Origin of the sequence: Streptomyces griseiscabiei, from assembly GCF_020010925.1 — a bacterium.
In the GTDB taxonomy this organism is placed as follows: domain Bacteria; phylum Actinomycetota; class Actinomycetes; order Streptomycetales; family Streptomycetaceae; genus Streptomyces; species Streptomyces griseiscabiei.
Genome location: NZ_JAGJBZ010000004.1, coordinates 330,817 through 348,533, shown reverse-complemented (window position 1 = coordinate 348,533; position 17,717 = coordinate 330,817). Strand labels below are relative to the sequence as shown.

The following is a 17,717-nucleotide window of genomic DNA, read 5'->3' as shown; positions in this document are numbered from 1 at the left end:
CGCTTCGACATCCCCCGTATCGGTGACCTAATGTCGCCATATCACTACCCCGCGCTACCCTCACTCGCGTGAAGCACACCCACACCCACACTCAACGGACGCGGCACGGTCGCGGCCCCGCCCGCCGGATCGGCCGCTCGCTGGCCCTGGTCCTGCCCGTCGTCATGGTCCTCTCCGGCACCCTCGCGGTGACCCGGGTCAACTGGTCGGGCTCCGAGCCCTCGGAGTCGATGCTCGCCGCCTCCGAGGTCTCCCAGCGCACCAAGACCCGCGCCCCGCACGAGGTGCTGCGCGACAAACTCCTCGTGGAACTCCAGGAGGAGGACCCGGGCGTCGCCCTCACCCACCTCCAGCAGGCGGTGAACGGCCGACCGGCCCTCGCGAAGCACTGCACCTCCATCGCCCGCGCCCTCGGCCGCGCGGCCGTCCGCGCCTACGGCCCCACGCGCGCGCAGTCCTTCGCCCGCCCGGTCTGCGACACGTCCTTCGCGACAGGGGTGGCCGCCCAGTTCGGCTGACGGCCGCACAGGGCACCGCCGGCCACGCAGGGCACCGCTGAGGGCTTCCCGGCGCCGCAGGGGCTCCCCCGGGGCTCCCAGCGGCCCCCGGGAAGCCCCGAGGGCGCCACGGCTCGCACCCCTCGTACATCCATGTACAGCCATGTACATCCGTGTACGGCCGTGCATCCCGGACAGCCCCCACACCCCGTGCAGCGCCGCCGCACCGCCCCGTTCCGACCCCCGTACCCCCGCACACCGACCCCCGTACACCGATCCCAGGGCCGTGCTCCCGCGAACGGGGCGCCACGTACAGTTCGGTCATGACCGATCCGAACGCCGCGTCGCGCCCCGTTCAAGCCGTGGTCCTCGCCGGTGGCCAGGGCTCCCGGCTGCGCCCGTACACCGACGACCGGCCCAAGCCCATGGTCGAGATCCCCGGTACGGGCACGCCGATCATCGGCCATCAGCTCACCTGGCTCGCCGAGGAGGGCGTGACCGACGTGGTCGTCTCCTGCGGCCACCTCGCCGAGGTCCTGCAGAAGTGGCTGGACTCGGCCGACCTACCGGTCCGCGTCACCACGGTCGTCGAGACGGAGCCTCTGGGCCGCGGCGGAGGCCTCAAGTACGCCGCCTCCCACCTTCCCCACCCGGACCAGCCCTGGTACGCCACCAACGGCGACATCTGGACCCGTTTCTCGCTGCGCGACATGGCGGACTTCCACACCGAGCGCGACGCCCTCGCCACCCTCGCCCTCGCCCGCCCCCGCATCCCCTGGGGAGCCGTGAAGACGGACGGCTTCGGCCGCGTGACCGACTTCATCGAGGCCCCGCCCACGACGTACGAGATCAACGCCGGCGTCTACGTCTTCTCCCCCGAGTTCACCGACCTCCTCCCCGCCCTCGGCGACCACGAGCGCACCACCTTCCCCCGCCTCGCCCGAGAACGCCGCCTCGCCGGCTTCCCCATCCCCCAGGGCGCCTACTGGCGAGCCATCGACACGGCGAAGGACCTGACGGAGGCCGCGAAGGAACTGGCCGCCCTGGGCCGTTAGAGCCCCTTCCGCAGCCACGGTCCGCAGACACGGGCGCGGGGAACCGCGCGAGACGCCTCACCGGACCCGCGCCCGCCAACACGCCCGCACCCCCGAGCCATGGGGCGCCCCGCCCTCACGCCGATGGGCCCCGCGCAGAAATCACGCGGGGCCCATCGCCACGTACAGACAGCCGACCGAACTACCCGAGCAAGCCCCCCACCAGCCCCGGCTGCCCACCGGAGGAGCTCCCCCCGGTCGACCCCCCGGAGGACCCGGTGGCCCCACCGGTCGCACCGCCGGAGGCCCCTCCACTGGAGCTGGGCCCGGCCGTCGTGCTCGGCACCTGCTGCTCGACCGGCGACGACTGCTGCGGCGGCGCCTGCCCGGCCGTCGCCCCCTGCGTCTGGCTCGGCTGCCCCCCGGTGACCGCACCGGTGTCCCGCGTGGCCCCCGGCGTGGTGGCCGCCTCCGAAGGCGACGCCGAAGTCGCGCCCGCGGTGGGCGAGTTGGACGCGGACGGGCTGTTCTCGCGCCGCGCGCTCGGCTCACCCGGCAGCGGCGACCCCGGCAGTTCGTTGCGCGGGGCCTCCCCGGGCCCGGGGACGACGATCCGGTCGGCGTCCCGTACGGCACCGCCGAGCAGGGAGCCCACCAGCAGCGTGAACCCGACCACGATCGCGGTGATCAGCGCGCCCCGGCGCAGTACGTAGCGCCGCAGCTCCCAGATGTCGGCGCGCGGCCCGAGCGTGCGCCAGGCGCCGCCCGCGAGCCGTCCGTCGATCGAGTACACCGGCGCGCCCGCGATGATCAGCGGGGACCAGGCGGCGAGGTAGATGATGTCGGGCGTCTCGTAGACGGGGACGGTCTTCCAGCTGACGGTGACGAGCAGCGCGGCCGACAGCAGCGCGCCGACCCCGGCGGCGAGACGCTGCCACAGGCCGAAGACGGTCAGCACACCGACGATGACCTGGGCGAAGGCGATGACCAGCCCGGAGCCCACCGGGTGTTCGAGGGCGAACTGCCGCAGCGGCTCCGCGACTTCCCACGGGTGCAGCGTGTTCAGCCACTTCACCATGGAGCCGCGCTTGCCGCCGTCGAAGTAGTGCGGGTCGCAGAGCTTGCCCATGCCGGCGTAGACGGAGATGAAGCCGAGGAAGACGCGCAGCGGCAGCAGCACCACGCCGAGGTTCATCCGCCGACCGGGGTAATAGGCGTGCCGGACGGGCTCGTTGCCGGTCCGGCGTCCACCGCGTTCGCCCGCGTCACCGTCGTACGGATCGGCGAACTCCCCGTCCGCGAACTCCCCGTCGGCGTACGCGCCCTGGCCGTACGCCGCCTGGTCGTAGCGGGGTTCGTCGTACGCGCTGTCGACCGTGCGCATCGCGGGCAGCAGCCGCGTTCCGTCGGCGGCGTGGTCCCCGTGCGTGCGCTGGCTGCCGACGATGGGCGTCTCGACGGTCTCCACGGTCAAGTCGGCGCCGTAGCGCCCGGCTTCGTCGCCGTAGCGTCCGCTCTCGGTGTCGTAGCCACCGCCGCCCGTGCCGTCGACGCGGGGGATGACCTGGGTCGAGCCCGTGTCGCCCAGCGGGTCGGGCGCGCCGCCGACGACACCGCCGCGTACCGCCTGGAGGAGCCGGTGGGCTCCGGTGTCGTCCGGCGCGGACTTCCCGCTCCAGACGACCGGCGCACGCCGGCGCCCGGGGGCGGGCGCGCCGGAGCGCCCCGCCGCGCCCACGGCGGGCATGCGTGCGGTGTCCTCGCTGGCGCTCAAGTGCCGTGCGATGCGCGGGGACGCCCGCGTGGAGACGCCCAACTGAACGCGGAAGCTCGCGTGGTTGACGATGACCTGCGCCGGATCGCTCGGCACCTTCACCATGCTCAGCGCGGGAGCGTCGTCGAATCCCGAGTCGAATCCCGACGAACGGTCCCCCGTGGGTGTGCGGGGTGTTCTGGTGTCCACACTCATCTAACCGAGTGACGTGTCGTTAGGACACTGTCTTGACCGCCCCGATCTGTCCGGACCCCGTCAAGGTGATCCAGAACGCCCCGAACCCCCGGTCAGAGCCCTTCTCAGGCCCGCCGCCGCGCCGCCTCGTACAGCACAACTCCCGCCGCCACACCCGCGTTGAGCGACTCCGCCCCACCCGGCATCGGAATCCGCACCCGGAAGTCGCACGACCCCTCCTGTCTGCCGACCTCGCACGCTGCGCGGCTTCGGACGGCTGCGCCGGCCTCCGACCGGCGGGCTTCGCCTGCCGGCCCCACAGCCATCAGGCCCGCCGCCGCGCCGCCTCGTACAACACAACTCCCGCCGCCACACCCGCGTTCAACGACTCCGCCCCGCCCGGCATCGGAATCCGCACCCGGAAGTCGCATGTCTCGCCGACGAGGCGGGACAGGCCCTTGCCCTCGCTGCCGACGACGATGACGACCGGGCCGCCGAGGGCCTCCAGGTCACCGATCTCGGACTCGCCGTCGGCGGCGAGGCCGACCACCACGACACCGGCCTTCTTGTAGGCCTCCAGCGCGCGCGTCAGGTTGGTGCAGCGGGCGACGGGCGTACGGGCGGCCGTACCGGCGGACGTCTTCCACGCGCCGGCGGTCATCCCGGCCGCGCGCCGCTCGGGCACGACGACGCCGTGGCCGCCGAACGCGGAGACGGACCGGACGACGGCACCGAGGTTGCGCGGGTCGGTCACCCCGTCGAGGGCGACGATCAGCGGGTCCTCGCCCTCGTCGTACGCGGCGGCCACCAGGTCCTCGGGGTGCGCGTACTCGTACGGCGGGACCTGGAGGACGAGGCCCTGGTGGTTGAGGCCGTTGGTCATCCGGTCCAGCTCGGGCCGCGGCGCCTCCATGAGGTTGATGCCGCCGCGCTCGGCCGCCAGCTGCAGCGCCTCGCGCACCCGCTCGTCGTTGTCGATGAACTGCTGGACGTACAGCGTCGAGGCGGGCACGCCCTCGCGCAGCGCCTCGACGACCGGGTTGCGGCCCACGACCATCTCGGACGTGCCCTTGCCGCCCCGGCGCGCGACGGGCCGACGCGCGGCCTGCTTCGCCTTGGCGTTGGCGATCCGGTTCGCCTTGTGCTTCTTGCGCATCTCGGCGGGCGGGGTCGGACCCTTGCCCTCGAGACCCTTGCGCCGCTGGCCGCCACTGCCGACCTGCGCGCCCTTCTTGCCGGACATGCGGCGGTTGTTAGCGGCCATGACCTACCCGTCTCCTGAGAAGCGTGCGTGTGTACGTGAACGTGTGCTCAACAACGTGTGCTCAATGCAGTGTGCCGCCCGGACGGCCGGGCGGCACAATCGATCAAGGTGACCGGAGGTGGTTTGTCCGGTTCAACGCGGACCGAGCGTCCAGCGCGGACCGTCCGCGCCGTCCTCGATGACCAGACCGGACTGGTTGAGCTGGTCGCGGATGGAGTCCGCCGTGGCCCAGTCCTTACGGGCGCGAGCGGCCTCCCGCTGCTGCAGGACCAGCCCGACGAGCGTGTCGACGACCCCGTGCAGATCCTCGCCGCGGTCGCCGCCGTCACCGGCCCACTGCGCGTCCAGCGGGTCGAGGCCGAGCACACCGAGCATGGCCCGCACCTCGGCGAGCCGGGCCACGGCCTCTTCCTTGTCGTCGGCGGCCAGCGCGCTGTTGCCCTGCCGGACCGTGGTGTGCACGATGGCGAGCGCCTGCGGCACCCCGAGGTCGTCGTCCATCGCCTCGGCGAACGCCGGCGGCACCTCGGCCGCGGGTTCGACGACCCCGCCCGCCTTCTCGACGACCCGCTGCACGAACCCCTCGATCCGGGCGAACGCCGACTCGGCCTCGCGCAGCGCGTCCTCGCTGTACTCGATCATCGACCGGTAGTGCGGGGTGCCCAGGTAGTACCGCAGGACGATGGGCCGCCAGTGCTTGACCATCTCGGAGACGAGGACGCTGTTGCCCAGCGACTTCGACATCTTCTCGCCGCTCATGGTGACCCAGGCGTTGTGCACCCAGTACTTCGCGAACTCGTCGCCGAAGGCCTTGGCCTGGGCGATCTCGTTCTCGTGGTGCGGGAAGATCAGGTCGAGGCCGCCGCCGTGGATGTCGAAGGCGCTGCCCAGGTACTTGTGGGCCATGGCCGAGCACTCCAGGTGCCAGCCCGGCCGCCCGCGCCCCCAGGGCGTCTCCCAGGTCGGCTCTCCCGGCTTCGCCGTCTTCCACATGGCGAAGTCACGCGGGTCGCGCTTGCCGGTCTCGCCCTCGCCCGAGGGCTGCAGCAGATTGTCCAGCTCCTGGTTGGACAGCTGCAGATACCCGGGGAAGGACCGCACGTCGAAGTAGACGTTCCCGTCGGCCTCGTACGCGTGGCCGCGCTCGATCAGCCCGCGCATCATCTCGACCATCTCGGTCACATGCCCGGTGGCACGCGGCTCGTAGGTCGGCGGCAGGCAGCCGAGCGCGTGGTACCCGGCGTTGAACGCGCGCTCGTTCTCGTACCCGATCGACCACCACGGGCGGCCCTGGTCGGCCGACTTGGCGATGATCTTGTCGTCGATGTCCGTGACGTTCCGGACGAACGTCACGTCATAGCCCCGGTACTCGAACCACCGGCGCATGATGTCGAAGTTGAGCCCCGACCGGATGTGCCCGATGTGCGGGGCCGCCTGCACCGTGGCGCCACACAGGTAGATCGAGACACAACCCGGCGTGAGCGGGGCGAAGTCACGAATCTGCCGGGCGCTGGTGTCGTACAGGCGAATAGTCACGCCCCCAAGCGTAGTGGCCCGTCACGCATGCCCCGAGCCCTTCACCCCAAGGACGACAGATTCGTGACGTATGCGCACCGACACCCGCGCCCCTGAGCGGCCGCAGGCCGTGAAGGGGCGCGGGGAACGGCGCGAGAACCCCCACCGGACGGACGCGCGGGGGTCAAAGGGGCGCAGCCCCTTGAAGGGAGGGGACGGGTAGGGGCGGCGGGGGCGAGAAAACGCCCCTCAGCCCACCCGCACGACCAGCGCCGTGGCCACCGCCATCAGCCCCTCACCCCGCCCCGGAAACCCCAGCCCGTCGGTCGTCGCCCCCGACACCGACACCGGCGCCCCCACCACCTCGGACAACACCCGCTGCGCCTCGTCCCGCCGCTTCCCGATCTTCGGCCGGTCCCCCACCACCTGCACGGCCACGTTCCCGATCACGAACCCCCCGGCCCGCACGATCCGCGCCGCCTCCGCCAGCAGGGTCACCCCGGACGCCCCGGACCACTCCGGCCGCCCGGTCCCGAAGTGCTGACCGAGGTCCCCCATCCCGGCGGCGGAGAACAGCGCGTTGCACGCCGCGTGCGCCACGACATCCGCGTCGGAGTGCCCGGCGAGCCCCGGCCCCTGCCCCTCCCACTTCAGCCCGGCGCACCACAGCTCCCGCCCCTCCTCGAAGGCGTGGATGTCGGTACCGATCCCGACCTGCGGCAACACCACGGAACCCGGCAGCGACACCGTCTCAGAACCCATCGTTCAGCCTCCTGCGCGCCAGAACCGCCTCCGCGAGCACCAGGTCCAGCGGCCTGGTCACCTTGAACGCCTCCTCGTGCCCCGGCACGACCACGACGCCCAGCCCGAGCCGCTCCACCATGCTCGCGTCGTCGGTCACCTCCCCGGTGACCGTCTCGTGCGCCCGCACGAGCGTCTCGCGGTCGAACCCCTGCGGCGTCTGCACGGCGCGCAGCCGCGCCCGCGCCGGTGTGGCGACGACCGGCTCCGGCGCGCCCGGCGCCTCCGCCGGTTCGACCTCCTTGACCGTGTCGGCGAGCGGCAGCGCGGGCACCACGGCCGGCGCCCCGTCCCGTACGGCCTCGATGACGGCGTCGACCGTGTCGACGGGCACCAGGGGACGGGCCGCGTCATGGACGAGGACGATGTCGAAGCCGGGCGGGAGCGCGTCGAGCCCGAGCTTCACCGATTCCTGGCGCGACTCGCCCCCGGGGACGACGAGGAAGTCGGTCCGCTCGGGCAGGGCGTGCGCGTCCAGCAGGGTCTTGACCTCGGGCGCGCCGTCGGGCGGCGCCACGACGATCACGAGGGAGACGGCACGGGACGCGGCCATGGCCCGCACCGCGTGGATCAGCATCGGAGTGCCGTTCAGCGCGCGAAGTGCTTTGGGGGCGCCCGGGCCGAGGCGTACGCCCCGGCCGGCGGCCGGGATCACGGCCGCCGTACGGGTCGGCGCGGGGGCCGCCGTGCCGGTTCCTGAAGGCGAAGGGCGCGAATCGTCAGACATCGGTTCCTGTCAGGTTTGTGTGCTCGGCCTACGTGGGTATGGCCACAGCGTGCCGGGCGCGACACCTTGACCGGACCCTTCCGTGACATCTGGTCGAGCCAGCTGCCCGGGCCCGGCACGCCAAGTACGAGTACTCGGTACCGATGAGCGCGGTGCTCGGCAGTACCGATGAGCGCACCGGGGCACACCGGGCATCGCCCAGTATCGGTGACCCCACACAGGCGTACGGCATCCGGGTACGAACATGCCGCAGCGCCCGGCGACAATACGTATGTCATCGGGCACCGCGGCATTTCGATGTGCTGCTGCACTGAACGGCTGAGCGGGCTGGCTGCCTGCCACAGGTCAGTTCGGACGCGCAGTCAGTTCAGGACGCGAGGACCTCGTCGAGCAGGGCCTCGGCCTTGTCCTCGTTCGTGTTCTCCGCGAGGGCGAGTTCGCTCACCAGGATCTGGCGGGCCTTGGCGAGCATGCGCTTCTCACCGGCGGACAGTCCGCGCTCGCGCTCACGACGCCACAGGTCACGCACGACTTCCGCGACCTTGATGACATCGCCGGAGGCGAGCTTCTCCAGGTTTGCCTTGTAGCGACGCGACCAGTTCGTGGGCTCCTCGGCATACGGCGCGCGCAGCACCTCGAAGACCCGGTCCAGGCCGTCCTGGCCGACCACATCACGTACACCGACGAACTCCGCATTGTCCGCTGGCACACGCACCGTCAGATCGCCTTGAGCGACCTTGAGCACCAAGTAGGTCTTGTCCACGCCTTTGATCTGGCGAGTTTCGATGGCCTCAATCAGCGCGGCCCCGTGATGGGGATAGACCACGGTGTCGCCAACCTTGAACGTCATGTGACAGGTACCCCTTCCGTGGCTATCCAGGGTAACACGGAAACGGCGGGTTCTGAATGGCGTTTTCGCAGGTCAGGGCGCATCTCGGGGCTTGACAACTGCGACAGGAACGTGCTGCGGGGGCCGAACGGAAGAGGGTATTCGCAGGTCGGAGCGGCTCTCCGGGCGGAGTGAAACGCGTACGGTACACGCATCCGGAGGGGTCCACGAGCGGCTGAACGTCCCGCTTTGTCCGCCCCCAAGTGTGCGACTTCCGCTACTCCGTTCGATGAGTGGAGTCGGGTACGAGACGAATCCGGAATTGATCAAGGAGTTCGATCCGGGGGCGATGTTCCGCCGTTACCGGATCGTGTTCTGGCGCTGTTCCGGGGGCGTTCCGGCGGCTGATCGATTTTTCGCGGAGGCCCGCATTCCTCGGCGGAAATCCACGACACCGCGGCGGCGAGTTCGACGACGGTTATCTGAATGCGGACCGGTGTACGGGTGGCGTGCTCTCAATTGCCTCCGAGGACATGCCGGAGACATGCACGGGACTTGCCGAGTACTCGCCGGGACTTGTCGGGGACTTGGGGAGGGTCGGGTGCGGCGGCGGCGGGGCGGCTCGGTAACCTAAGGCCGCTACAGACCAAGACCACGTACCGCCCACGTTCAAGGAGTTGCCGCCGCCGTGAGCAGCAGCCTTCGACGCGGCGCACTCGCCGCCGCCGTCCTCGCGTTCTCGATCGCCTCACTCGCCGCGTGCGCCGCCGGCAACAACGCCCAGACCCTGGAGGTCAAGCCGGACAACGCGGCGACCAGCGTCGGCGACATCAAGATCCAGAACGCGATCGTGGTCACCCAGCCGGGCGCCGAGACCAAGGGTCCCGCCGTGGTCTCCGCGACGCTGTTCAACGCCGCCACGACCGACCAGACCCTGGACTCCGTCACCGTGGACGGCGCCGGCACCGCCGAGCTGACCCCGGCCAAGGGCGAGGGCAAGGGCGGCAAGGTCGTCGTCCCGGCCGGCGGCTCCGTGATCCTGGGCGGCGAGAACAACGCCTCCGCGGTCCTGACCGACCTCACCGACACGGTCAAGGACGGCAACGCCCAGCAGGTCACCTTCACCTTCAGCGAGACCGGCGAGGTCGGCCTGCGCGCCTTCGTGGTCCCCGCCGAGCACTACTTCGAGAAGTGGGGCCCGAGCGACATCCCCGAGGCGCCCACCGCCTCCGCCTCCCCGTCCGAGGAGACCACCGGCTCCCCGTCCCCCTCCGGCACGGGCTCGCCGGCCGCCGACGGGACGGCCACCGAGGAGGAGGGCACCGCCGCCGGCTCGACGGCCTCCCCGTCCACCTCGAACTCGGCCTCCGAGGAGACCGCGGGCCACTGAGTCCCGCACCCGCACGGCGAAGGGCGGCACCCCCCGCGAGGGGTGCCGCCCTTCGGCGTACGGCGTCCGTGCGGCCGTAGGGCCTACGGCTCGAACTTGTAGCCGAGACCGCGCACCGTCACCAGGTAGCGCGGCGCGCCCGGGTCCGGCTCGATCTTGGCGCGGAGGCGCTTGACGTGGACGTCGAGAGTCTTGGTGTCACCCACGTAGTCGGCGCCCCAGACACGGTCGATGAGCTGCATCCGGGTCAGGACGCGGCCCGCGTTGCGCAGCAGCATTTCGAGCAGGTCGAACTCCTTGAGGGGGAGGTCGACCTTGGAGCCCGAGACGGTGACCACATGACGGTCGACGTCCATCCGGACGGGACCGGCCTCCAGCGCGGCCGGAGTGACCTCCTCGGGCTCGCCGCGGCGGCGCAGTACGGCCCGGATACGGGCGACGAGTTCGCGGGAGGAGAAGGGCTTGGTGACATAGTCATCGGCTCCTATTTCCAGGCCCACGACCTTGTCGATCTCGCTGTCCTTGGCGGTCACCATGATCACCGGGACATTGGAACGGCCGCGCAGCTGACGGCAGACCTCGGTGCCCGGCAGACCGGGCAGCATCAGGTCGAGCAGGACGAGGTCGGCTCCGTTGCGCTCGAACTCGTCGAGACCGTCGGGCCCGGTGGTCGCGATGGCGACCTCGAAGCCCTCCTTGCGGAGCATGTAGGACAGGGCGTCGGAGAAGGACTCCTCGTCCTCGACGACGAGCACTCGGGTCACGGAAGGACCTCCGGGGCGGGATGCGATTCGTACGGTCCGTACGGGGATGGGTCGGTGTGAGGCTGTCCGTCCTCGTCGTCGAGGTCCGGGTGCTGGGCCGCACGGTCACGGGACGCGCCCGCCTCCGGCAGCCTGAGGGTGAACGTGGAGCCCTGTCCCTCCGAGCTCCACACCGTGACCTCCCCGCCGTGCGAGGCGGCCACGTGCTTGACGATCGCGAGACCGAGACCCGTACCGCCGGTCTGGCGGGAGCGGGCCGGGTCGACGCGGTAGAAGCGCTCGAAGATGCGCTCCTTGTCCTTGTCCGAGATGCCGATGCCCTGGTCGGTCACGGCGATCTCGATATGGTCCCCGCCGGGCGCGGTCACCCGGCGTGCGGCTATGCCGACGCGGGTGCGGGCCGGGGAGTAGTTGACGGCGTTCTCCACGAGGTTGCCGAGGGCCGCGGCCAGCTGACCGCGGTTGCCCCAGACGCGCAGCTCGGCGGTGCCGCCGGTCCCTCTCCCGCCGCCGCCCTGGGGGAGCCCTTCGGGCGCTCCCGTGTTCGAGGCCATGGTGATCTGCTTGGTGCCGGCCTGGTGGCGGCAGCGGTCGACGGCCTCGGCGACCAGCTCGTCCACCCGAACGGGCTCGGCGTCCTCCAGCGGGTCGTCGTTCTGCACCCGGGAGAGGTCGATCAGCTCCTGCACGAGGTTGGTGAGCCGGGTGGCCTCGATCTGCATGCGCCCGGCGAACCGTTCCACCGCCTCGGGGTCGTCCGACGCCCCCATGACGGCCTCCGAGAGGAGGGAGAGCGCGCCGACGGGTGTCTTCAGCTCATGGCTGACGTTGGCGACGAAGTCCCGTCGCACGGCCTCTATCCGGCGGGCCTCGGTGAGGTCCTCGACCAGGAGCAGCACCAGCCGGGAGCCCAGCGGGGCGACCCGCGCGGAGACGGCGAGCGCCTCGCCGCGTCCCGTGCCGCGCCGGGGCAGGTCCAGCTCGACCTGCCGTATCTCGCCGTCCCGGCGGGTCTCACGGGCCATCTTCATCATCGGCTCGACGGCGAGCTTCCCCCCGCGCACCAGCCCGAGGGCGTACGCGGCGGAGCTGGCCTTGACGACGGCGTCCGACTCGTCGAGCACCACGGCGGAGGAGCGGAGCACGGACAGCACGGTGTCGACGCCCGACGGCAGCACCGCGTCCGTGTGCAGCGAGGTCCTGGTGGGACGCTTCTGCTCGCGCTCGCTGACACGGAACGCGAGCATGGCGATGACGCCGGTGAGCACTCCGGCGATCGCTGCCACTGCGGCGACCGCCGCGTTCACGTCCATGCATCCAGGTTAGGCACGAGGTCGGACATCCCCACAGCGATCGGAGGGCGACCTCGAACACTCGTCGCCCAGAGTTCACCTTGGAGCCAGTGTTGGTTCATTTGAGATGGCTGAAACGGACGCGTACGAGCCGGAACGTGGGAGCGTGGGGTTCGTCCGGGCCCCGGTCACCGTTCGTCCTCGCCGTTCATTCGGTCGTTCCATTCGGTCGTTCGGTCGTCCTGGCCTGGCGGAACGGCTTCCGGCACGGCTTTTCTGGTTACCCACGAGCAGACGTACGTAAGAGAGGGACACCCTGATGCGGGACGCGTACCACGAGGAACTTGACTCGATCGGTGAGGGCCTGGTCGAGATGGCCCGACTGGTGGGGTCGGCTATCGGACGCGCCACGACGGCGATGCTCGACGCCGACCTGAAGCTGGCCGAGAGCGTGATCGAGGCCGACCAGAAGGTCGACGACCTCCAGCACGACCTGGAGGCCCGTGCGATAGCCCTGCTGGCCAGGCAGCAGCCGGTGGCGACGGATCTCCGGATCGTCGTGACCTCGCTGCGCATGTCGGCCGACCTGGAGCGCTCCGGCGACCTCGCCCAGCACGTGGCCAAGCTGACCCGGCTCCGCTTCCCCGACAAGACAGTGCCACGCGACCTGCACGCCACGATCCTGGAGATGGGCCAGCTCGCGCAGCGCCTGATGGCCAAGGCCGCCGAGGTGATCATCACCAAGGACGTCGACCTCGCGCTCCAGCTGGAGCAGGACGACGACGCGATGGACCTCCTGCACCGCACTCTCTTCCAGCACCTCATGGACGACCGCTGGAAGCACGGCATCGAGACCGCGGTCGACGTCACCCTCCTCGGCCGCTACTACGAGCGCTTCGCCGACCACGCGGTGTCCGTCGCCAAGCGGGTGGTGTACCTGGTGACGGGGGAGCACGCGGACGAGCTGCAGGCGGACATCCAGCCGGTCACGGGGGTGGAGGGGGCGTAGCCCTCCGAGGTCGGGGGGCTACGGGCGAGGCGGGGGCGCTGGGGCGGCGACGTTCCGGTGCTGCGGCGCTCCGGCGCTCGATGGTTCGGCGCTCGATGGTTCGGCGGGGCGTGCGGACGCCTCCATGCGCCGCTGATGCGCCGTTGATACGCCCGGCCGAACGGGCGTGCAATGGGGCAACCAACGGGCACGGGCACCAGCCTTCGCTGCGTCGCCTTCCGTGCCTTCGAGGAGGGACCATGGCCGAATCCCCCGCCAGCCCCAGCACACCGGACCCGACCCTGACCCGGGACACCCATCAGCCCACCGACATCAAAGCCCTGCCGCTCCTCGGCGCCTGCGGCTGCGGCTCCGGCTGTGCGTGCGGGTGCCAGTCCGGCAACCCGTGCCAGTGCGGCTGACCGATACGCGGTCGCCCCGTACGGCGGTGAAGGGGGCCTGTCGCTCGCGACGGGCCCCCTTCGCCGTGGAGTCGCTCGTACGGCTGTACGGGCGGAGCATGAAGAGGGGGAGGGGGAGGGGGACAGGAGAACGGGGGCAGAAACGAAGGAGGTGCGGGCCATGACCAGGTTCATGGACGTCCACCACGACATGAAGGGCATCACGGAGGAGCAGCTGCAGGCCGCGCACAAGGCCGACGTCGACATCCAGGGCGACGAGAACGTCCGCTTCGAGCGCGCCTGGGCCGACCCCCAGTCCGGCACCGTCTACTGCCTCTCCGAGGCACCCTCCGCCGACGCCGTCCAGCGCATCCACGAACGCGCCGGCCACAAGGCGGACGAGATCCACCCGGTGCCCTTGACGATCTAGGTACGCCGTCCGGAGAGACCGGCGCCGACCGTCGGCGCAACGAGCGCACGAGCGCTTTCGCCCCGCCCGGCACGCCTCCGCACGCCCTGTCCGGCGACATCCACCAGATGGAACCATCCCCATGCCGACACCGGCAGTGACCAACAGGGGGTTCCGCACATGTCCGTTGTGATGTCGATGCACTGGCCAGAAGTGACTCCGGAGCAGTACGACACCGTGCGCGACGCGGTCGACTGGGAGGGGGTGCCGGCGGCCGGGGGCCAGGTCCACGTGGCCTGGTTCGACGATCAGGGCCTCCACGTCACCGACGTCTGGGAGTCCCAGCAGGCGTTCGAAGCCTTCTTCGCCGAGAGGCTCGCCCCCGTCATCCAGAAAGCCGCCCTCCCCGGCACCCCCGAAACCACCTTCAGCCCCCTCCACCGCCGCTTCGTCGCGCCCGACGTCACGGGGGCGGCGTAGGGCAGGGTCCCGACCGGAGGCATCTGAGTAGCCGTACTCATGTGCGGTGACTGCCTCCCCGGCATGCTGGGCGGCATGGGGCCGACGGACGGTCGCCCGCAGTCGGGGGAGGCAGTGGCGGTGGCGGACGTGAGACATGGCAACGCGCCGACGACCGGTCAGCAGATAGGGGCCGGCACGGCCCTGCTCATCATCGACCTGATGGTCATCGCCTGGCTGGTGTTCGCCTACGGGATGGCGGGCTGGGCCGACGGCTACGACTCCGGGAACACGCCCAGCGCACCCGGGCAGGCGTCACAAGGCATGTGGATCCTGATCAGCGGCGCGGTCGTCACTGGCGGCGCCCTGCTCGCCCTCCGGTGGCGTATCACCGCCCTCGTGCAGCTGATCGTCCTCGGAACGGGAGCGGCCCTCCTCGCCGGCTTCGCCACACCGCCGTAGCCCCCGCCCCACCCACCACGACGACCCGTTCCCGTTCCCGGCTCCGGCTCCGGCTCCGGCTCCGGCTCCGGCTCCGGCCTCAACGAACAAGCCCCCTGCCAGCGGAGAGAAACCGCAGGTAGGGGGCTTGTTCGTGCGGGCTTACTTCTTCTTGCCCTGGTTCTTGACAGCCTCGATCGCCGCGGCGGCCGCGTCCGGGTCGAGGTAGGTGCCGCCGGGGTTCAGGGGCTTGAAGTCGGCGTCGAGTTCGTAGGAGAGGGGGATGCCGGTCGGGATGTTGAGGCCGGCGATGTCGGCGTCCGAGACGCCGTCGAGGTGCTTGACGAGGGCGCGGAGGGAGTTGCCGTGGGCGGCGACGAGGACCGTGCGGCCGGCGAGGAGGTCGGGGACGATGCCGTCGTACCAGTACGGGAGCATGCGGGTGACGACGTCCTTGAGGCACTCCGTGCGGGGGCGCAGCTCCGGCGGGATCGTCGCGTAGCGCGCGTCGGCCGCCTGGGAGTACTCGTTGTCGTCCGCGAGCGGGGGCGGCGGGGTGTCGTACGAGCGGCGCCACAGCATGAACTGCTCCTCGCCGAACTCCGCGAGGGTCTGGGCCTTGTCCTTGCCCTGGAGGGCGCCGTAATGGCGCTCGTTCAGACGCCACGAGCGGTGTACGGGAATCCAGTGGCGGTCGGCGGAGTCGAGGGCCAGCTGCGCGGTGCGGATGGCGCGCCGCTGGAGGGAGGTGTGGAGTACGTCCGGGAGCAGGCCGGCGTCCTTCAGCAGCTCACCGCCGCGCGTCGCCTCCTTCTCTCCCTTCGGCGTGAGGTTGACGTCCACCCAGCCGGTGAACAGGTTCTTCTCGTTCCACTCGCTCTCGCCGTGGCGGAGGAGGATCAGCTTGTACGGTGCGTCGGCCATGGCCCCGAGCGTAATCGACGGCTGGAAACGATCACACGTCCGGCCGACAGGCGGACAGGTCCACCATGCATTGCTGACAGTTGACCGGGGTTGCTAATTGGGTGGCCCGGGATCCATGTGCGTTCGTAAGTTGTGTTCGCCGCCTTAGCCGCTTACACCTCAGCCGCATACGTCCGTGGGGGACCCTCATGCCACTCGTCGCTGTCAGACGTGCCGTCCGGGAGTCCGTCTCGGGGCTCCCCCGGGAGTTCTGGTGGCTGTGGACCAGCACCCTCGTCAACCGGCTCGGCGCGTTCGTCGCCACCTTCATGGCGCTGTATCTGACGCTGGACCGCGGCTACTCCGCCTCGTACGCCGGGCTCGTCGCCTCGTTGCACGGGCTCGGCGGTGTCATCTCCTCGCTCGGCGGCGGGGTCATGGCCGACCGGCTCGGGCGGCGGCCCACGCTGCTCGTCGCGCAGGCGTCGACCGCCGGGTCGGTCGCGCTCCTCGGCTTCGTGCAGCACCCCGTCGCCATCGCCGGCGTCGCCTTCCTCGTCGGCGCGACCAGCAACGCCTCCCGGCCCGCCGTGCAGGCGATGATGGCCGACATCGTCCGGCCCGAGGACCGCGTCCGCGCGTTCTCCCTCAACTACTGGGCCATCAACCTCGGTTTCGCGATCTCCTCCATGGCCGCCGGGTTCATCGCCGAGGTCAGCTACCGCGCCGGGTTCCTCATTGAGGCGGGGATGACGCTGACCTGCGCGGTCCTCGTCTTCCTGAAGCTTCCGGAGTCACGGCCCGAGAGCGGTGCGGCAGTGGTGGGGAAGACCGGCGGCACGGACGCGGTCGGGCTCGGGACCGTCGTGCGCGACGGGCGGTTCATGGGGGTCGTGGGGCTGTCCTTCCTCGTCGCGCTGATCTTCCAGCAGGGGTCGGTGGGGCTGCCCGTCGCCATGGGTGAGGCCGGTTTCGCACCGGTCGACTACGGTCTCGCCATCGCCGTCAACGGTGTGCTGATCGTCGCCCTGCAGATCCCGGTCACCCGGTTCATCGAACACCGGGACCCGGGGCGGCTCCTCGTCGTCTCCTCCGTGCTCGCCGGGTACGGCTTCGGCCTGACCGCGTTCGCCGGGTCGATCGGCGTCTTCGCCCTCACCGTCTGCGTCTGGACCCTCGCCGAGATCGTCAACGCGCCCACCCAGACCGGCCTCGTCGTCCGCCTCTCCCCCGTCCAGGGGCGCGGCCGCTACCAGGGCATGTACACGATGTCCTGGTCCGTCGCCGCGCTGGTCGCCCCGCTCATGTCCGGTGTCGTCATCGACCGCTGGGGGGCGGAATGGCTGTGGGGCATGTGCGCGGTGATCGGGACCGTGGCGGGGGTGGGGTACTGGGCGTTGATGCGCCGGATCGCGGAGGACGAGGCCAAGGAGGAGGCCAAGAACGAGGACGGAGCCGACGCCACCCCAGCCGTTGAGGCGACGACTCCGGAAGCGGCTGCCGGTACCGGCTCGGGCTGACCACCGGAGACGCACGGGCTTCGCGTCGTCACGGATGCATCCGCGCCCCCTTCACCACCTTGTCCACCGCGTTGCGCGGGCCGTACACCGCCAGCCCCACCAGGTCCAGGTCCCCCGCGCCCACCGCGCGTACGGCCGCCCGGTTGTCGCGGTCGTTGCCCGTGGCGAAAAGGTCGGACGTGAAGACGGCGCGGGGCAGGGCGCGGGAGAGGGCGCGCGCGTGGGCCGACTTCAGGACCTCCTTCGTGCCCTCGAAGACGAGCACCGGCTGACGGAACATCGGGAGGTACGCCGTGCCGTCGGCGTCCTCGTACGGCTCGCCGATCACCTCCGGCACGGCCGGGCCGAGGCCGCTGACCAGGAAGGACGTGACGTTGAGGCGTTGCCAGGTCGCCAGGTCGTCGCGGAGGAGGACGGCGATCTTGGTGTCGAAGCGGACGGGGGGCAGCACGTCCACGGGGGGCTCCACAGGGGTCTCGCTGTTCATGGGACGAGACTGCCGACCGGCGTACGACCCCGTCTTGTACGTTCTTTG

The 17,717-nt window shown here is 71.0% G+C and carries 19 protein-coding genes and 1 pseudogene; 9 read left to right on the top strand and 11 right to left on the bottom strand.

What is annotated here, in order from left to right; genetic code table 11:
- Positions 1-68: 68 nt before the first annotated feature.
- The gene (locus J8M51_RS40985) at positions 69-518 is read left to right on the top strand and encodes a hypothetical protein (RefSeq protein WP_086760297.1); all 450 of its coding nucleotides are present in this window, start codon (positions 69-71) and stop codon (positions 516-518) included.
- A 302-nt stretch (positions 519-820) separates the two neighbouring features.
- Positions 821-1,552: a nucleotidyltransferase family protein gene (locus J8M51_RS40980; RefSeq protein WP_086764745.1), complete on the top strand. Its 732-nt coding sequence runs from the start codon at positions 821-823 to the stop codon at positions 1,550-1,552.
- Between the two features lie 181 nt (positions 1,553-1,733).
- On the opposite strand, the gene J8M51_RS40975 is transcribed toward J8M51_RS40980, so the two are convergent.
- From J8M51_RS40975 to J8M51_RS40950, 7 genes and pseudogenes are all read right to left on the bottom strand, one after another.
- Positions 1,734-3,494 (bottom strand): DoxX family protein, encoded by a 1,761-nt coding sequence (locus J8M51_RS40975; RefSeq protein WP_267300036.1) that lies wholly within the window; start codon positions 3,492-3,494, stop codon positions 1,734-1,736.
- Between the two features lie 110 nt (positions 3,495-3,604).
- Positions 3,605-3,712 (bottom strand): annotated as a pseudogene (locus J8M51_RS46190) (TrmH family RNA methyltransferase); the annotation flags it as partial.
- Positions 3,713-3,804: 92 nt separating this feature from the next.
- Positions 3,805-4,743, bottom strand: a complete 939-nt coding sequence (rlmB, locus tag J8M51_RS40970; protein ID WP_086756063.1) for a 23S rRNA (guanosine(2251)-2'-O)-methyltransferase RlmB — start codon at positions 4,741-4,743, stop codon at positions 3,805-3,807.
- Positions 4,744-4,875: 132 nt separating this feature from the next.
- A complete protein-coding gene (gene cysS / locus J8M51_RS40965) occupies positions 4,876-6,279 on the bottom strand; it encodes a cysteine--tRNA ligase (protein WP_086756061.1) in 1,404 nt (467 codons plus the stop codon).
- A 228-nt stretch (positions 6,280-6,507) separates the two neighbouring features.
- Positions 6,508-7,020, bottom strand: a complete 513-nt coding sequence (ispF, locus tag J8M51_RS40960) for a 2-C-methyl-D-erythritol 2,4-cyclodiphosphate synthase (protein WP_267299963.1) — start codon at positions 7,018-7,020, stop codon at positions 6,508-6,510.
- A complete protein-coding gene (gene ispD / locus J8M51_RS40955) occupies positions 7,010-7,786 on the bottom strand; it encodes a 2-C-methyl-D-erythritol 4-phosphate cytidylyltransferase (protein WP_086762312.1) in 777 nt (258 codons plus the stop codon). The genes ispF and ispD overlap by 11 nt, the downstream gene beginning before the upstream one ends.
- 367 nt (positions 7,787-8,153) lie before the next feature.
- On the bottom strand, positions 8,154-8,636 hold the full coding sequence (locus J8M51_RS40950; RefSeq protein ID WP_003953493.1) for a CarD family transcriptional regulator: 483 nt from the start codon (positions 8,634-8,636) through the stop codon (positions 8,154-8,156).
- Positions 8,637-9,303: 667 nt separating this feature from the next.
- Here J8M51_RS40950 and J8M51_RS40945 point away from each other — a divergent pair.
- Positions 9,304-10,005, top strand: coding sequence for a copper chaperone PCu(A)C (locus J8M51_RS40945; RefSeq protein ID WP_086762306.1), 702 nt, complete (start codon positions 9,304-9,306; stop codon positions 10,003-10,005).
- 83 nt (positions 10,006-10,088) lie between these two features.
- Here J8M51_RS40945 and J8M51_RS40940 read toward each other — a convergent pair whose 3' ends face one another.
- Both J8M51_RS40940 and J8M51_RS40935 read right to left on the bottom strand, forming a co-directional pair.
- Positions 10,089-10,769 carry a response regulator transcription factor gene (locus tag J8M51_RS40940; protein ID WP_009340348.1) on the bottom strand — a complete coding sequence of 227 codons (681 nt, stop codon included), beginning with the start codon at positions 10,767-10,769 and terminating at the stop codon, positions 10,089-10,091.
- Positions 10,766-12,082 (bottom strand): sensor histidine kinase, encoded by a 1,317-nt coding sequence (locus tag J8M51_RS40935; protein WP_086762304.1) that lies wholly within the window; start codon positions 12,080-12,082, stop codon positions 10,766-10,768. The genes J8M51_RS40940 and J8M51_RS40935 overlap by 4 nt, the downstream gene beginning before the upstream one ends.
- A gap of 298 nt (positions 12,083-12,380) precedes the next feature.
- Between J8M51_RS40935 and phoU the strand changes: the two genes are divergently transcribed.
- The 5 genes from phoU to J8M51_RS40910 all read left to right on the top strand — a co-directional run bounded on the left by phoU (position 12,381) and on the right by J8M51_RS40910 (position 14,780).
- Positions 12,381-13,070, top strand: coding sequence for a phosphate signaling complex protein PhoU (phoU, locus tag J8M51_RS40930; protein WP_086762302.1), 690 nt, complete (start codon positions 12,381-12,383; stop codon positions 13,068-13,070).
- A 239-nt stretch (positions 13,071-13,309) separates the two neighbouring features.
- Entirely contained in the window at positions 13,310-13,471 is a 162-nt protein-coding gene (locus tag J8M51_RS40925) for a hypothetical protein (protein WP_179203598.1), read from the top strand.
- Between the two features lie 160 nt (positions 13,472-13,631).
- The gene (locus J8M51_RS40920) at positions 13,632-13,880 is read left to right on the top strand and encodes an SCO4226 family nickel-binding protein (RefSeq protein WP_267299962.1); all 249 of its coding nucleotides are present in this window, start codon (positions 13,632-13,634) and stop codon (positions 13,878-13,880) included.
- 159 nt (positions 13,881-14,039) lie between these two features.
- The gene (locus J8M51_RS40915; RefSeq protein ID WP_216591369.1) at positions 14,040-14,339 is read left to right on the top strand and encodes a class I SAM-dependent methyltransferase; all 300 of its coding nucleotides are present in this window, start codon (positions 14,040-14,042) and stop codon (positions 14,337-14,339) included.
- Positions 14,340-14,459: 120 nt separating this feature from the next.
- The gene (locus J8M51_RS40910; RefSeq protein WP_256966399.1) at positions 14,460-14,780 is read left to right on the top strand and encodes a DUF6234 family protein; all 321 of its coding nucleotides are present in this window, start codon (positions 14,460-14,462) and stop codon (positions 14,778-14,780) included.
- A gap of 141 nt (positions 14,781-14,921) precedes the next feature.
- On the opposite strand, the gene J8M51_RS40905 is transcribed toward J8M51_RS40910, so the two are convergent.
- Complete coding sequence (locus J8M51_RS40905; protein ID WP_086761865.1) at positions 14,922-15,683, bottom strand: phosphoglyceromutase; 762 nt, start codon at positions 15,681-15,683, stop codon at positions 14,922-14,924.
- Between the two features lie 188 nt (positions 15,684-15,871).
- Here J8M51_RS40905 and J8M51_RS40900 point away from each other — a divergent pair, with 188 nt between their 5' ends.
- Entirely contained in the window at positions 15,872-17,182 is a 1,311-nt protein-coding gene (locus J8M51_RS40900) for an MDR family MFS transporter (protein WP_086761863.1), read from the top strand.
- A gap of 28 nt (positions 17,183-17,210) precedes the next feature.
- Here the strand turns inward: J8M51_RS40900 and J8M51_RS40895 are convergent, their stop codons facing one another.
- Complete coding sequence (locus J8M51_RS40895) at positions 17,211-17,669, bottom strand: DUF2000 domain-containing protein (protein WP_086761861.1); 459 nt, start codon at positions 17,667-17,669, stop codon at positions 17,211-17,213.
- Positions 17,670-17,717: the final 48 nt, after the last annotated feature.

Excerpts from the sequence above, each read along its gene's own strand:
- ispD (WP_086762312.1), bottom strand. The coding sequence starts at position 7,786 with ATGTCTGACGATTCGCGCCCTTCGCCTTCAGGAACCGGCACGGCGGCC.
- J8M51_RS40925 (WP_179203598.1), top strand. The coding sequence starts at position 13,310 with ATGGCCGAATCCCCCGCCAGCCCCAGCACACCGGACCCGACCCTGACC.
- J8M51_RS40895 (WP_086761861.1), bottom strand. The coding sequence starts at position 17,669 with ATGAACAGCGAGACCCCTGTGGAGCCCCCCGTGGACGTGCTGCCCCCC.
- J8M51_RS40980 (WP_086764745.1), top strand. The coding sequence starts at position 821 with ATGACCGATCCGAACGCCGCGTCGCGCCCCGTTCAAGCCGTGGTCCTC.
- J8M51_RS40915 (WP_216591369.1), top strand. The coding sequence starts at position 14,040 with ATGTCCGTTGTGATGTCGATGCACTGGCCAGAAGTGACTCCGGAGCAG.
- J8M51_RS40935 (WP_086762304.1), bottom strand. The coding sequence starts at position 12,082 with ATGGACGTGAACGCGGCGGTCGCCGCAGTGGCAGCGATCGCCGGAGTG.
- rlmB (WP_086756063.1), bottom strand. The coding sequence starts at position 4,743 with ATGGCCGCTAACAACCGCCGCATGTCCGGCAAGAAGGGCGCGCAGGTC.
- J8M51_RS40920 (WP_267299962.1), top strand. The coding sequence starts at position 13,632 with ATGACCAGGTTCATGGACGTCCACCACGACATGAAGGGCATCACGGAG.
- J8M51_RS40950 (WP_003953493.1), bottom strand. The coding sequence starts at position 8,636 with ATGACGTTCAAGGTTGGCGACACCGTGGTCTATCCCCATCACGGGGCC.
- phoU (WP_086762302.1), top strand. The coding sequence starts at position 12,381 with ATGCGGGACGCGTACCACGAGGAACTTGACTCGATCGGTGAGGGCCTG.
- J8M51_RS40905 (WP_086761865.1), bottom strand. The coding sequence starts at position 15,683 with ATGGCCGACGCACCGTACAAGCTGATCCTCCTCCGCCACGGCGAGAGC.
- J8M51_RS40900 (WP_086761863.1), top strand. The coding sequence starts at position 15,872 with ATGCCACTCGTCGCTGTCAGACGTGCCGTCCGGGAGTCCGTCTCGGGG.
- ispF (WP_267299963.1), bottom strand. The coding sequence starts at position 7,020 with ATGGGTTCTGAGACGGTGTCGCTGCCGGGTTCCGTGGTGTTGCCGCAG.